Here is a 13634-nt window from a genome sequence, read left to right on the forward strand (position 1 = left end):
CGCAACACGAGCGGACGACTTACTGGAATGCAGGAAGCTTGAAGTTGACGATGTAGCGATCGAAGGACCAGCGTACGCGGACTCAGGATTCGCCGGTCACAACTCACAACAGCCGTGCAGACACAGTGCTTTGAGCATAACCCAAAATTTACAAAAAGCGAGTGAGCGCCGACACCAATTCGAAAAAATCCATGGTATCGGGAACATCGCGCCAACCGGCCAGACAAGGCATTGCGTCCGCCGAAGGTTCGAGATCGCGCAAGCCGCAAAGGTCCGAATACGCGAGACGGAAGCGTCGCTGTGGCTTTGTGCGAAAATCGCAGATTCATGCCGCACATCCAGCGCGGCGCTTCCGACACACCGCATTGCCCGATGGATTCCACCGACCGCCCGGCCCCGCCTTATTTGAATCTGCTCGAACCGGCCGGTCTCGTCGCGCAGTTCCTTGCCCATCCACCGCGGGATTTTTCCGCCGGAGCGGCACCGGACGGCACAGCCTGGTTTGTCGCCAGATTCGACCTGCTGACGACGATGGAACCCGCAGCGAAGCAGCGCATCACCGCGTTGCCGCTGTATCGCTGGTGGGGCGAATGGCTGAAGCCGCTGACCTGCTTCATCGGCACCACGGTAACCGAATACGCGCCGCTGCCAGCGCAGGCCGATGCGCGCGTGCTGGCCACGCGGATCAAGGCGCAGCATGCACGCGACCATGCCTTCCTGATCGTCAAGGACATCCCGCAGGATTCGCCGCTGCTCGATGCGGACGACAACGCCGCATCGAAGGTCCTCGCCGATGCCTGCCGCGAGAACGGCTTCGTCCTGCTCGAAGGCCAGGCGCTCGCCTACGTGGCCATCGACTTCGCCTCGACCGACGACTACCTCTCGCGGCTTTCATCCGGCCGGCGCAAGGACATCCGCCGCAAGCTGCGCAGCGCCGCCGAGATCGAATTTGAAACCGTGCCGACTGGCGATGCGCGTTTCGCCGACCCGGCCGTGCGCGCGGAGTACTATTCCCTTTTTCTCAATGTATACAACCAGAGCGAGATCCACTTCGACCTGCTTACCGCGGACTACTTCGATGCGATCCTGCAGGATGCGGCGAGCGGCGGCGTGATCTTCGTCTACCGCCACGAGGGCCGCATGATCGGCTTCAACCTGTGCTATGTCTGCGCCGGCAACCTCGTCGACAAATACGTCGGCTTCGCCTATCCGCAGGCGCGCGAGCTGAACCTGTATTTCGTCAGCTGGATGCGCAATCTCGACTACGCGCTGCAGCACGGCTTGAAGCACTACATCGCCGGCTGGACCGATCCCGAGATCAAGCGCTACCTCGGCGCAAAGTTCACTTTCACGTGCCACGCAGTGTACGCGCGCAATCCGCTGCTGCGTGCGATCCTGCGCCGTTTCGCGGGCGCGTTCGAAAGCGACCGCGCCGCGCTGGAATCCAAATCATCATGAGCCTGCGGCCCGTCATCCTCGACTTCGATCGCTCGGTCGGCGATCTGCCTGACGCGCTGACGATCGATCTCGCCGACTGGCAGGAGGCGATCCGCTTCGGCTGCTCGAACCGTCGCATGGATGAACTCGCGCGCAAGCTCGACGCCGAGCTGCCGGCCGACTACGGCACCGTATTCATGGGCAGCGGCGATTTCCATCACTTGAGTTGGCCGCTGATCCGCAGGCTACGCGGCAAGGATTCGGATTCAATCAACGGTTTTCAGGTCGTCGTCTTCGACAACCATCCCGACAACATGCGTTTCCCGTTCGGCGTCCATTGCGGCTCGTGGGTACGGCGCGTCGCGGCGCTGCCGTTCGTCAGCCACGTGCACGTGCTCGGCATCACCTCGAACGACGTCGGCGCCGCGCACGCGTGGGAGAATTATCTGCGCCCGCTCTACGCTGGCAAGCTGACCAACTGGTGCATGGACGTCGACACGCGCTGGGCCGCGCGCATCGGCATCGGCCACGCGTTCAAGGTCTTCACCACGCCCGACGAGTTGATCGATGCCTTCCTCGCCACTCTCGGTCCATCGCCCGCTCCAACCTACCTGACGATCGACAAGGATGCGCTGAGTCCCGAGGCCGCGCGCACCAACTGGGACCAGGGCCGCCTGCTCGAGTCGCATCTGAACGCGGTCATCGACGCACTCGCCGGCCGCCTGGTCGGCAGCGACATCAACGGCGAGGTTTCGGCCTACGAATACTCGACACCGTGGAAGCGCTGGCTCAGCCACGCCGACGGGCAGGCTCCGGTGCCCGCGAGCGAACTCGTCGCTTGGCAGGAACAGCAGCGGGCACTCAACCGCCGCCTGCTCGCGCGCATCCGTTAAGTCACCCTACTTCGCCAACACCGCATTGCACTGCACCTCAACCTTCGCGCCTAGCGCGAGGCCGCCCGTCGCATACGCCATGCGCGCCGGAAAATGCTTGCTGAAATACCCACGGTAAATCTCGTTGAACGCCGGCCAGTCGGCGATATCGGCCAGCGCGACCGTGCACTGCACGACATGGTCGAACGAGGAGCCGTGGCGCGCGAGGTTGGCGCCAATGTTGTCCATGACCTGCTTCGCCTCGGCCTTGATGCCGCCGGCGACAAGCTTGCCGTCAGCGCCAATACCGATATCGCCGGACAGATAAAGCATGTCGCCGACGCGCACCGCTTCGGAGAACGGATAGCTCTGCCCGGGCGCGGCCTTGCGCGGGAAGAATTCCGGCTCGGCAGCAACCGCGCCTGCAGCGGTGAACAAGGCGGCGATCAACGCGGCGGACTTCATCGTCTTCGAAAACATCATCGTCATGCTCCCCATACATCGTTCAACAGGCGGGCGAAATTGCCGCCGAGGACTTTCGCGATGCGCCCATCGGAATGCTTGCGCGCAGCGAGCAACTCAGCGAGGCGATCGAAACGGTCAGCGCGGTTCAAATCGGGAATGAAGGTGTACACGTTCGGATCCTCGCCCGGTGCGGAGATGCCGCGCTTGCGCCGGTCGGCGATTTCGTCGGCGAACTTCTTCTTGAACTCGGGCGTCACCGCGACCGGCGAGATCACGCCGTCACTGCCGATACCGACGTGGTCCTCGCCGCAGACGTCGATCGCATGCTCGAGATGCGCGATCAGATCGGCGGCCATCGGCTGGCCCTTGCTGCGCAGGAACGGCATCAGGTAGATGCCGACATAACCGCCCTTGTCGGCAACCGCCTTCAACTCCTCGTTGGTCTTGTTGCGCGGAAACGGCGCGATCGCGGCGCAGCCGGTATGGGTGATCGCGATCGGCGTCTTCGACATCGCCGCCGCGTCGAGCGTCGTGCGCTGGCCCGCGTGCGAAAGATCGATCAGCGCCTTGCGTGCGTTCAATTTCTCGACGAGTTTGCGGCCGAACATGGAGAGCCCGGCGTTGGCAGGCTCCAGGCAGCCGTCTCCGACGAGATTGCGCTTGTTGTAGGTGAGCTGGTAGATGCGCACGCCGAGGTCCCAGAACGTGTCGAGACGATCGAGGTTCTCACCGAACGGCGCGGCGTCCTGGAAGCCGTAGATCAGGCCGAGACGCTCGCTGTTCTTGGCGCTTTGGATATCTACAACCCGACGAATTTGCATCAATTCGTCAGGGTGATCCTCTATCTGAGCGTTCCAGTAAGCGATCTCGCGCACTGCATCCTCATAGTTGCGCGCGTAGTTGCCGACGCTGGCACCATTGACAGTGAGATTGACTGCGGTCAGCCCCGAAGCAAATGCGTCGTCGAGTGCTGCCTTGCTGAGCGGCGCAAACGGCTCTGGATCGTACTCGCCTGGACCTCCGAGCGTGTCGATCACTGTCGCTTTGTTATACCCAGCCCACGCTCTACGCGGCTGTTCAGGCAGAGCAACCGTGGTCGCATGCACGCTCGAATTCGGCAGTAGCGCCGCTACACTTGCGCCGACGGCAAGAGAAAGAAAACCACGACGAGGCAAGACACAGTTCATACACACCACTCCGCCAGAGGACGCCGGATTGTGCGCCGTCCACGCGCTCGATTGCCAGCAAACCGCCCCTGAACGGACTGGCCCCGGCCACAGCGATAGCGGCATTCGTGATGCATTTCCCGTATCCTATTGCACTAACCCTTTCCCGCTTTAATTTCAGGAGCTTGCCCCAGTGGATAGACGCCAATTCGTCCTCGGATCAGCCGCCGCACTCGTCGCCGCACCCATGGCCCGCCTCACGCGCGCCAGCATTTCCGGCGCGGAAAACAAGGTGCCGGTCCCGTTCACCTGGGACGTGAAGGTGCCAATCGACAATCGCGAGGAATTCGTCGCCTGGGCGGTGAAGAACCGCGGCGAGGATGCGAAATTCCTCACCCAGCGCTGGAATCGCATGTACGCGATGACCCAGAACAAGGACCTCACCGACGAGCGCAACAAGCGCGCGTTCCTGCTCACCCCGCGCGAGGACTTCTGCCGTCCGATCAACCGTCCGCACGCCTATGAAAGCGCGTTCCTCGACATCGGCTACGGCGTGACGATTTCCGGTCCGCACGCGGTCGGCCGCATGACCCAGGTGCTCAACGTGCAGACAGGCGAGAAGGTGCTCGAAATCGGCACCGGCTCGGGCTACCAGTCGGCGTTCCTCTCGCACCTGACCGACAAGTGCTACTCGATCGAGATCATCAAGCCGCTGGCCGAGCGCACGCGCAGCGTCTACGACGAGTTGATTGGCGACGGCTACAACGAATTCAAGGCGATCACGAGCAAGCAGGCCGACGGCTACTACGGATGGGAAGAGAATGGCCCGTTCGACAAGATCGTCGTCACCTGCGGCATCGACCATATCCCGCCGCCGCTGCTCAAGCAGCTCAAGCCGAACGGCGTGATGGTGATCCCGGTCGGACCGCCGGGCGCGCAGCGCGTGCTCAAGGTGATCAAGCATCAGGGCGCCGACGGCAGCATCACCGTTTCGCGCAGCGACATCTTCAACAAGGTCGTGCCGTTCGTGCCGTTCACCAAGCTTGTCGACGGCGAGATCAAGGGCGCGCACAACGGCGATGCGAAGGACACGAAGTGATTTCCAGCTTGTCATCCCGGCGAAAGCCGGGATCCAGCGCCTTTGAAGGCATATAGAAAACGCACAGACACCGGATTCCGGCTTTCGCCGGAATGACAAGCAAAAAGCAACCGAAGCCAGCACTCGAATGACCGCAGTATCCATCTCCACGCCGACCGCGCCACCGCGGTCGGCTTTTCTTTTTTATCTCGCTGTCGCCCTGATCGCCGGCGCCGTGATCGCGCTGCAGATCTCGATCATGCGCATCTTCAGCGTCGGCTCTTGGGCGCACTTCGGTTCGATGGTCGTCAGCTTGGCGATGATGGGCTTCGGCCTCACCAGCGTCGTCATGTGCGCGGCCAACGACTGGTTCGACAGGCACTGGCAGGGCGTCGCCAACGTCTCGCTGCTCGCGTTCGGCCCACTGATTGTCGCGGCGAACCTGCTCGCGCAACAGATTCCGTTCAACGCGATCTTCCTGATCTCCGATCCGGTGCAGAAGTGGAAGCTGTTCGGCAACTTCGTTCTCTATCTGACGCCATTCCTCGCCGGCGCGTTCTTCCTCGGCGCGGTGTTCCTGCGCATGAAGGAAACATTCGGGCGCATCTATTTCGCCGACCTCGTCGGTGCCGGCACGGGCGGTTTGCTGCTGCTCGGCTGCCTGTATCTGTTTCGCCCGGAAAATCTCATCGTCGTGCCGTTGGCGCTGTGGTTTGCGGCCGGCATCGTCTGGTTCCTCGCGCAGGCAAAGCGCACCGGCTCTTTGATCGCACTCGTCGTGCTCGGCGCGCTCTGCGTCGCCGGCCATTTCTGGCTGCCGCAGCAGCTCGCGTTGCCAAAGCTCGCCGTGTCCGACTACAAGGGCGTGTCCTACGCGCGCAAGTTTCCGGACAACCAGCGCGTCTACGAGAATGCCTCGCCATTCGGTTATCTCGAAGTCTATTCGAGCTCCTACCTGCACTTCGCGCCGGGCCTGTCCGACAACGCGGGATTCAACCTGCCCGAGATGCCGGCGAACGCGTACCTCGGCATGTACATCGACAGCGAAGGCCCGATGGGCGTGATGCGCAAGCTCAGCGACGCCGAGAGCGCGTATTTCCGCTACCTGCCGATGGATTATCCCTACGTCATCAAGCAGGAGCCGAACACCTTCGTCGTCCAGTTCGGCGGCGGCATCTCCACGCGCGTCGCCCTGCACAACTCGAAGCACGTAACCGTGGCCGAAGGCAATCCGGAAATCCTCAACGCCTTCCGCAACGACAAGGGCCTGCGCGATTTCTCCAGCGACATCCTCAACGATCCCAAGCTCGACGTGATCGACTACGACGGGCGCCTCTACCTCGCCAACACCGACAAGCGCTACGACGTCATCGACCTCTCGCTCGCCGATTCGGCCGGCCTGTCGAGCCCCGGCGGTTTCGCCATCGTCGAGAAGTACGCGTACACGCGCGAGGCGATGCGTGCCTACATGCGCGCGCTCGCCGACGGCGGCGTGCTCTCGGTGACGCTGTGGAACAAGGAAGAGCCGCCGAAGTCCGTGCTCAAACTGTACGCGACGATGGTCGATGCGGCACGCGACGTCGATGCGAAGGCCGATGTGTCGAAAGAGTTCTACGCCGTCGCGAGCTACCTCTCGACCGCGACCGTGCTGTACAAGCGCGGCGGCTTCAGCGCCGACGACATCGAGAAGCTGCACGCGCATACGCATGCGATGAGCTTCGATGAGTTGACCTATCCGGGTTACGAGTTCGACACCAAGCAGATCGCGGACAGCCTCAAGTCGTATCGCGAAAGCATCTTTGGCGAGGACGAATCCGCCAAATCCGCTGCCGCAGCCGGCATCGCCAGCGGCGGCGCGAAACCGAAGACGGGCACCGAGATCACGCCGACTGCGGAGCCGACAACCGCACCGCAGGCCGATCCAACCGCACCTGCCGCCGATCCCACCGGGCCTGCTGCAGACCCGACCGGCCCCGCGGCCGACTCGACCGGGCCGGATGCCAACGCGACCTCGCCCGATGCGACGCCCGCACCGGTTCCAGCAATTGTCATGGGCCAGCTCGCCTGGCATTCGCTGCTGCACGGCAACGGCACCGATCTCGCCAGCTACGTGTTCGACACGCGCCCGCTGACCAACAACCGCCCCTACTTCGCCGCCTACGTGAAACCGGGCGACTTGACGCGCACGACCGATCGCCTCGAACTCTTCCAGGACGAATGGGGCTACCTGCTGCTCTGGGCCACGCTCGCCATCGCCGCGATCGCCGCGCTCGTGCTCGTCGCGATTCCGGTGCTGGTCGGCTGGCGCACGATCTTCTCGCGCACGCCGGGCCAGTTGCGCGTCATCGCCTACTTCGCCTGCCTCGGCCTCGGCTACATCATGGTCGAGGTCGCGCTGATCGCGAAGTTCGTACTGCCGCTCGGCAACCCGACCGTGTCCGCGTCGATCCTGATCACCGGCATGCTCGTGTTCTCCGGCCTCGGCAGCCTGACCTCGGAACGCTTCATGGAGCGCGCGCGCGTGACGATGCCGATCATCTTCGTCGCGATCGGCGCGCTGCTGATCGCCTATGGCTTCGTCATCGATCCGATCCTCGACGCGATCGGCCGCCTGCCGTACGGATTGCGCCTCGTCTGCTGCTTCCTGCTGATCGCGCCGCCGGCGTTCCTCATGGGCTTTCCGATGTCTACCGCGATGACCTGGCTCGGTCGCCTCGGCAAGAACGCGATGTTCCTCTGGGCCTGGGGCATCAACGGCTCGTTCTCGGTGATCGGCGCGGCGCTCGTGCCGATCATCGCGACTTCGTTCGGCCTTGCCAGTGTGCTGCAGATCAGCGGTCTCGCCTACCTGTTCGCGGCGCCGGCGTTTTTCGCGATCTTCCTGCCGATGCGCAACGCAGGAAAAACGACGGCGGCTTGAATGAAGCGCACTGAGCAGAAAAGAACCCGCGCGTCGTTCGCTCGAACGACCGCGATTCTTTTCTCGCTCGCGTTGGCCGCCGGACCCGCGCTCGGCGCCCAACCGAAAACGTCTGCGGTGGCGATCAAACCACCTTCCGCAGCGAAGGTGCCGATCGCCCCGCTCAAGTCCCCGATCACCGCCTTCGTCCCGTTCGACTACGCGCCGTTTCCGTTCCGCGGCCTGATTCCCGACTCGGGCAAGAAATTCATCGACAAGGTCGACGGCAACCGCAAAGGCCACGTTTCGTCGCGCGACAACTCGGTGCACTGGGAAGACGAGACCTTCAACGACAATCGTGTACTTTTATACTTGCCGCAGGGTTTCGACATCCGCAAGCCGGCGCTGATCATCGTCTTCTTCCACGGCAACGGCGCGACGCTGTCGCGCGACGTGCTCGATCGCCAGCAGGTTGCCGCGCAACTCGCCGCGAGCAACCTCAACGCCGTGCTCGTCGCGCCGCAGTTCGCGGTCGATGCGGCCGATTCGAGCGCAGGCCGCTTCTGGCAACGCGGCGTGTTCAAGAAGTTCGTCGACGAGGCCACGCAGAAACTCGCGTTGCAGTACCACGACAAGCGCGTCGAAGGCGCGTTCAAGCCGTCGAAGGTCGTGCTCGTCGCCTATTCGGGCGGCTACCTGCCCGCGTCCTGGTCGCTCGCGGTCGGCCAGATCGGCTCGCGCCTGCACGGCGTGATCCTGCTCGACGCGCTGTACGGCCAGATCGACAAGTTCGCGAGTTGGATCGAGCGCGCGCGCGGCGCGGCGTTCTTCTTCAGCACCTACACCGAATCGACGCGCGAACAGAACGAGGCGCTGCAGTCCGAACTCGCCGACGCCAACCTGCGCTACGCGAGCAAGCTGCCGAAGCAGCTGCGGCCCGGCACCGTCGCCTTCGTCGACAGCGGCCTCGACTGGACCCACCACAACGATTTCGTCACCGAGGCGTGGACGCAGAACCCGCTGACCTGGCTGTTCTCGCGCATCCCCGGCTATCCGAACGGCAAGCGAGCCGCGGCGAAGAGCGCGAAATCGCGGCCCGCTCCGCGCTGACGACGGAATTCGACCATAGGCTTCCGGCTCTAATCCGCTGCGCTACGCTGCATGGGACATGAACGCGTCCCTTGAAAATCTTCGTGGCATCGGTCGCCTGTCGACCGATGCCGTGGTCGGCGTCGTCGATCTGGTCGAAGCGATGCATCGCACGCTCTCGCCTGCACAAGCCCTGCTCGGCCAGCCGGGCGAAGAACACACGCGTGGCATCGCCGCCGTCGTGTACAAGAGCATCCGCGGCATCTCGCGTTTGAGCGGCGGCGCGCTCGATGCCGCGCTCGGTGCCGCTTCCAGTTTGCTTGCGCTGATTCCAGATGCATCCGCCACCCGCTCGCCGCTGCAGGAAGCCGCGCGCTCGGTCGTGAACGGCGTGCTCGGCGATCACCTCGTCGACAGCGCTAACCCGCTCGCGATCACGATGCGCCTGTACGCGCACGCGGGCGACATCCCTTCGCCGCCGGGCGACAAGCTCGCCGTGTTCGTGCATGGCCTGTGCCTGGATGACCTGCATTGGCAGGCGCAGGACTGCGACTACGGCGCGGCGCTCGCGCGCGATCTCGGCTATACGCCGCTGTACCTGCACTACAACAGCGGCCGGCACATTTCCGTCAACGGCCGCGAGTTCGCCGAGCAACTTGAAAGCCTTATGCAGGCGCGCCGTGCGCCGCTCAAGGAATTGGTGCTGATCGGCCATAGCATGGGCGGCCTCGTCATTCGCAGCGCCTGCCACCATGGCGCGCTCGCGGGCCATGCGTGGCGACGGCAGGCAGGCAAAGCGTTCTTCCTCGGCACGCCGCACCACGGCGCGCCGCTGGAACGCAACGGCGCGTGGATCGACGCGCTGCTCGGCAGCAATGCGATCGTGGCGCCGTTCGCGCGACTCGGAAAAATCCGCAGCGCCGGCATCACCGACCTGCGTCACGGCAACCTCGTCGATGCGGACTGGCAAGGCCGCGACCGCTCCTCGCGCGCAGACACGCGCGTGGCGACGCCGCTGCCCGACGATGTCGCCTGCCACGCCATTGCCGCGACTACGGGCTCGCGTGCCGGAAGCCTCGCCGATCGCCTGCTCGGCGACGGTCTCGTGCCGTTGGCGAGCGCGCTGGGGCAGCATGCGGATGCGCAACGCGCGTTGCGATTCTCACCATCGCGCCAATGGATCGGCTACCGCATGAATCACATGAACCTGCTCGGCCGCGTTGAGGTCTACGAGCGGATCAGGCAGTGGCTGGAGACTCCTGATCAGGTCAAGGCGTCCAAAAAACTCTAGGAACCATCTGGTCGCTCGGCAACAGTCCATTATGCCTCGAGTTCCCTGGATACATATTCCATCAGTTCTTTGGTATTTCTGGAGAACTCCGCCTCCAGATCAATGCCACACTTATTTGCAAGAACAATAATCGACCATAAGCAGTCCGACAGCTCATGACCGAGTTTCGCTTTGCAGTCATCAATATTTCGGACACCGGCGTTCGCCTGGATCAGCTTTGCCAAATCTCCGACGTCCCCTACGAAACCAAGCGCCAGTTCTTCTGTGGTCCAGACGCGTCCGTACTTTTTTATTTCAAGTCGTTCGTAGAGCTCGTTTAGCTGTAGTGCTGATTTTTCTAGATCACTGAGTTTCATATTGATTGCACATAACGCTTTATCTCTTGAGATTCTTCTAGTCTAAGCGCCGAGAGCACCGGTGTGCACGCCCGATAACGCTTTGGTGTCATCAGCACCGTAGCTCAGCGTGGGCTGCACACCGGTCCTCGGTTCTTCGCCCGAACAGTTGCACGAGCAACGCTCGTACCGATAAGGATGGGCAGAAACCGAGGTGCTCTCGGCCTGTCTACTCTAGCGGAGTTTGCGATGAAGGGTGTCGGAATCGATGTGGGGAAAGCATTCCTGGATGTCGCCGTGTACGGCGAGACTGCAGTGCAGCGTTATCCGAATACGCGAGTGGGCATTCGACGATTGCTGAAATGGCTGGCGGCACTGGGCACCGATCTGCGCGTCATCGTGGAAGCGACGGGCGGCTATGAAGAGGCCGTGCTTGAAGCAAGTGTGGCGCAAGGCCTTTGGATCGCACGGGTCAATCCGCGACAGGCACGTCACTTCGCCCAGGCGCTGGGGCAGTTGGCGAAGACCGATGCACTCGATGCGCATGCGCTCGCACAGATGGCACACGCGTTTGCCCAGCGGCTGCGTGTCCATCAACCGGCCGCACCGTGGCAGGTCGAACTGCGCGGCTGGCTACGGCGCCGCCATCAGGTGACCGAGGCGGTCCAGCGCCTTCGCCAGCAAGCCGCAACGACGCTGCCGGCGATACGCGCTCTCATGCAGCGAAGTCTCGCCGCTCTGCGTCGCGAGCAGGCTCTGATTGACCGCACGCTCAAGAAGCTGCTGCAGGAACATGCCAGTCCGGCACTGCAGTCGTCCAAGGGATTGGGCCCGCTGTTCCAGGCGAGCGCGTTGGCGTTACTGCCCGAACTGGGCCAGCTCACGCGACGTCAGATCGCCAAGCTGGTCGGCGTGGCTCCGCTCAATCGCGATAGCGGCCAATGGCGTGGCGTGCGACGCATTCGTGGCGGTCGCGCGGAGGTGCGTGTTGCGCTTTACATGGCAACCCTCTCCGCCGTCCGTTGGGAGCCGGTCATGAAAGCCCATTACCGACAGCTGCGCGAACGCGGCAAAGTTGCCAAGGTGGCTTTAGTCGCTTGCATGCGCAAGCTACTGACGATCGTCAATGCGAGGCGAAGAGACGAACTGCGGGCTGCCGCAACGACCTAATCATCAAGACAGTTGCTGAGTTAAGCGGCCGTTACTGACCGCCGCGTGATGTTACCGCACCCCGTCGCAGCGATCTGTCCGAACGAAAATCAAGACTTTGTTATACGCGAAAAGTCGACTCTGACGCGGTTCGCTGACCTCGGTTTTGATCCAGGGTAGCCTAACGCGCTGCCTCACAAAATTGCGGCGCCCCATTTTGGCAGTCCCCTGACATTTCACTTTGCCATATGAATCTACCGCGGCACCGCCACCCGGCTGCGACGAGCACATTACCCTACCCACATCGTCGATGGCGCAAAATCCGATGCCGCACTTTACGACCCCATTGCGATCTCTTATCGCGCCGCCGCCTTCTTTGGCACAAAGTGTCTTGTTGTATTGATCCGACGCGCACTGCCCCTTGCCGCACACTACATTTCCATATTGATCTTTGGTGCAATCCCCGGCACTGGCCTCCATGCAGATCAACACCAGCAGAATAGACAAGAGGCGAACTACAAGGTGGCCCTTCATGTGGTTTCCTTCTCAGTCTGTGGTCAAAGTCAAACATCGCGTCGTCTTGACGCCTAACGCTTGAGGCAAGTAGCCGTGTTCGCTCGGTCCCGCTAGGTGTTGCACTTAGAAGTTGAATCTAAAGCTCACGACCGTTTTCTGGTGCGAACAACTTTCGTCTTTGGCAGCGTGTCGTGCCAACCAGAGTTAGTGTCAGAGAATAGGAGCGAGAATGCTTCAGATGGAATCATGCGTGCGAAGGACCTGCCAATCACTTGGCCTAAAGACGGAGCGCCGCCACCTTCAGTGATAACTTTTGTTCCCAATGCAAATTTTCCTAGAGTACGGCCAAACGCTGATTCGAATCCTATGTAGTAGATGAGGAAAACTAAGATGGAGATTACGAATCTAGCGGGACCTCGAAGATATTGAACACCGGCATGCCCGAAAGTGAGAGCGATAAGCGCTCCAATGATTCCACTGATTATTATGAAAACGATGTAGTCAATAATCCAAGTCCCGAATCTTTGCCCTTTACTCGCGACTTCGCTTTCCTCGGAGAATTCTGAAAGCCTGGCATTCGGAGCTTGATAAGGGTTGGTATTGTCCATGGTCCCTCCTAGTGAGCTCTGACGCCTGAATTAAGCCGCACCGCGAAGCGGTATCGGCTTGAATGAATTGTTAGGCCTCGCTCTCACCCGCGATAACCTGTCCAAAGCTTAGCTCGTTGCCGCTTGGGTCAGATATGCGGAAATCGCGCATGCCATATAGGCGATCGCCGATAGGGACAACAACCGGGATGCCTACATCTACAAGGCTGGAGTAGTAAGCATCTATGTCGGACGCGAGAAGACTGATGTGGGATGCGCCAGGAGGCTTTGCGTCTGCGCGCTGGATAAGCATGATCTCAACACTGTCACGGCAAACGGCGGCAATGTCTGGCGGGTCGCCCCATGACCAAGCAAGATCAAATCCAAGGCTATGCCTGTAGAAGTCAATCGACTTCGCTAGATCCGCAACGGACAGAATTGGAGAGACTGACGTGATCTTCATGGGATCTTGTCCTGCAAGGCCTAACGCTTGAGGTAAGTGGCCGCTGCTACAGTGAGCGTCAGGTTACCGCGGCACGTCGCAGCGGTCCACTTGACCGAATAGTTAGCGCTCGTGGATTCACATACTAAGTGCAACACCCGATCCGTAAGGAGGGTGAGCGGTGATACTGGCCGCACCTTTCCGGCAAGAAGGGGTTGCAACCATGACGTATCACCAGCTCACCCAGGAAGAACGATATCTCATTTCCAGCGGGGTGCGATTGAATCGTAGCCAGCGCGAACTGGCCA

12 protein-coding genes are annotated in these 13634 nt (G+C 61.8%); 7 read left to right on the forward strand and 5 right to left on the reverse strand.

Annotated elements, in window-relative coordinates; translation table 11 throughout:
* Positions 1–372 precede the first annotated feature (372 nt).
* A complete protein-coding gene (locus tag VF497_RS09135; RefSeq protein WP_330887893.1) occupies positions 373–1458 on the forward strand; it encodes a GNAT family N-acetyltransferase in 1086 nt (361 codons plus the stop codon).
* Positions 1455–2330: an arginase family protein gene (locus VF497_RS09140; protein ID WP_330887895.1), complete on the forward strand. Its 876-nt coding sequence runs from the start codon at positions 1455–1457 to the stop codon at positions 2328–2330. The genes VF497_RS09135 and VF497_RS09140 overlap by 4 nt, the downstream gene beginning before the upstream one ends.
* Positions 2331–2336: 6 nt before the next feature.
* Here the strand turns inward: VF497_RS09140 and VF497_RS09145 are convergent, their stop codons facing one another.
* Positions 2337–2792, reverse strand: coding sequence for a Rid family hydrolase (locus VF497_RS09145; RefSeq protein ID WP_330887897.1), 456 nt, complete (start codon positions 2790–2792; stop codon positions 2337–2339).
* Between the two features lie 2 nt (positions 2793–2794).
* Positions 2795–3811: a dipeptidase gene (locus VF497_RS09150; protein WP_330887899.1), complete on the reverse strand. Its 1017-nt coding sequence runs from the start codon at positions 3809–3811 to the stop codon at positions 2795–2797.
* A gap of 376 nt (positions 3812–4187) precedes the next feature.
* Here VF497_RS09150 and VF497_RS09155 point away from each other — a divergent pair, with 376 nt between their 5' ends.
* The 4 genes from VF497_RS09155 to VF497_RS09170 all read left to right on the forward strand — a co-directional run bounded on the left by VF497_RS09155 (position 4188) and on the right by VF497_RS09170 (position 10297).
* Positions 4188–5039 (forward strand): protein-L-isoaspartate O-methyltransferase, encoded by an 852-nt coding sequence (locus VF497_RS09155; RefSeq protein ID WP_330887901.1) that lies wholly within the window; start codon positions 4188–4190, stop codon positions 5037–5039.
* A 127-nt stretch (positions 5040–5166) separates the two neighbouring features.
* Entirely contained in the window at positions 5167–7938 is a 2772-nt protein-coding gene (locus tag VF497_RS09160; protein ID WP_330887903.1) for a hypothetical protein, read from the forward strand.
* Between the two features lie 117 nt (positions 7939–8055).
* Positions 8056–9027, forward strand: coding sequence for a hypothetical protein (locus VF497_RS09165; protein ID WP_330887905.1), 972 nt, complete (start codon positions 8056–8058; stop codon positions 9025–9027).
* 58 nt (positions 9028–9085) lie between these two features.
* Positions 9086–10297, forward strand: coding sequence for a hypothetical protein (locus VF497_RS09170; protein ID WP_330887907.1), 1212 nt, complete (start codon positions 9086–9088; stop codon positions 10295–10297).
* Positions 10298–10326: 29 nt separating this feature from the next.
* On the opposite strand, the gene VF497_RS09175 is transcribed toward VF497_RS09170, so the two are convergent.
* Positions 10327–10653, reverse strand: coding sequence for a nucleotide pyrophosphohydrolase (locus tag VF497_RS09175; RefSeq protein ID WP_330887909.1), 327 nt, complete (start codon positions 10651–10653; stop codon positions 10327–10329).
* 228 nt (positions 10654–10881) lie between these two features.
* Here VF497_RS09175 and VF497_RS09180 point away from each other — a divergent pair, with 228 nt between their 5' ends.
* Positions 10882–11802, forward strand: coding sequence for an IS110 family transposase (locus VF497_RS09180; RefSeq protein WP_330887911.1), 921 nt, complete (start codon positions 10882–10884; stop codon positions 11800–11802).
* A gap of 638 nt (positions 11803–12440) precedes the next feature.
* Here the strand turns inward: VF497_RS09180 and VF497_RS09185 are convergent.
* Both VF497_RS09185 and VF497_RS09190 read right to left on the reverse strand, forming a co-directional pair.
* Positions 12441–12905 (reverse strand): RDD family protein, encoded by a 465-nt coding sequence (locus tag VF497_RS09185; protein ID WP_330887914.1) that lies wholly within the window; start codon positions 12903–12905, stop codon positions 12441–12443.
* 70 nt (positions 12906–12975) lie between these two features.
* Complete coding sequence (locus tag VF497_RS09190; protein WP_330887917.1) at positions 12976–13347, reverse strand: VOC family protein; 372 nt, start codon at positions 13345–13347, stop codon at positions 12976–12978.
* Positions 13348–13634 lie beyond the last annotated feature (287 nt).

The organism is Rudaea sp., assembly GCF_036383415.1.
In the GTDB taxonomy this organism is placed as follows: domain Bacteria; phylum Pseudomonadota; class Gammaproteobacteria; order Xanthomonadales; family Rhodanobacteraceae; genus Rudaea.

Excerpts from the sequence above, each read along its gene's own strand:
- VF497_RS09160 (WP_330887903.1), top strand. The coding sequence starts at position 5,167 with ATGACCGCAGTATCCATCTCCACGCCGACCGCGCCACCGCGGTCGGCT.
- VF497_RS09155 (WP_330887901.1), top strand. The coding sequence starts at position 4,188 with ATGGCCCGCCTCACGCGCGCCAGCATTTCCGGCGCGGAAAACAAGGTG.
- VF497_RS09180 (WP_330887911.1), top strand. The coding sequence starts at position 10,882 with ATGAAGGGTGTCGGAATCGATGTGGGGAAAGCATTCCTGGATGTCGCC.
- VF497_RS09190 (WP_330887917.1), bottom strand. The coding sequence starts at position 13,347 with ATGAAGATCACGTCAGTCTCTCCAATTCTGTCCGTTGCGGATCTAGCG.
- VF497_RS09145 (WP_330887897.1), bottom strand. The coding sequence starts at position 2,792 with ATGATGTTTTCGAAGACGATGAAGTCCGCCGCGTTGATCGCCGCCTTG.
- VF497_RS09135 (WP_330887893.1), top strand. The coding sequence starts at position 373 with ATGGATTCCACCGACCGCCCGGCCCCGCCTTATTTGAATCTGCTCGAA.
- VF497_RS09140 (WP_330887895.1), top strand. The coding sequence starts at position 1,455 with ATGAGCCTGCGGCCCGTCATCCTCGACTTCGATCGCTCGGTCGGCGAT.
- VF497_RS09170 (WP_330887907.1), top strand. The coding sequence starts at position 9,086 with ATGAACGCGTCCCTTGAAAATCTTCGTGGCATCGGTCGCCTGTCGACC.
- VF497_RS09185 (WP_330887914.1), bottom strand. The coding sequence starts at position 12,905 with ATGGACAATACCAACCCTTATCAAGCTCCGAATGCCAGGCTTTCAGAA.
- VF497_RS09175 (WP_330887909.1), bottom strand. The coding sequence starts at position 10,653 with ATGAAACTCAGTGATCTAGAAAAATCAGCACTACAGCTAAACGAGCTC.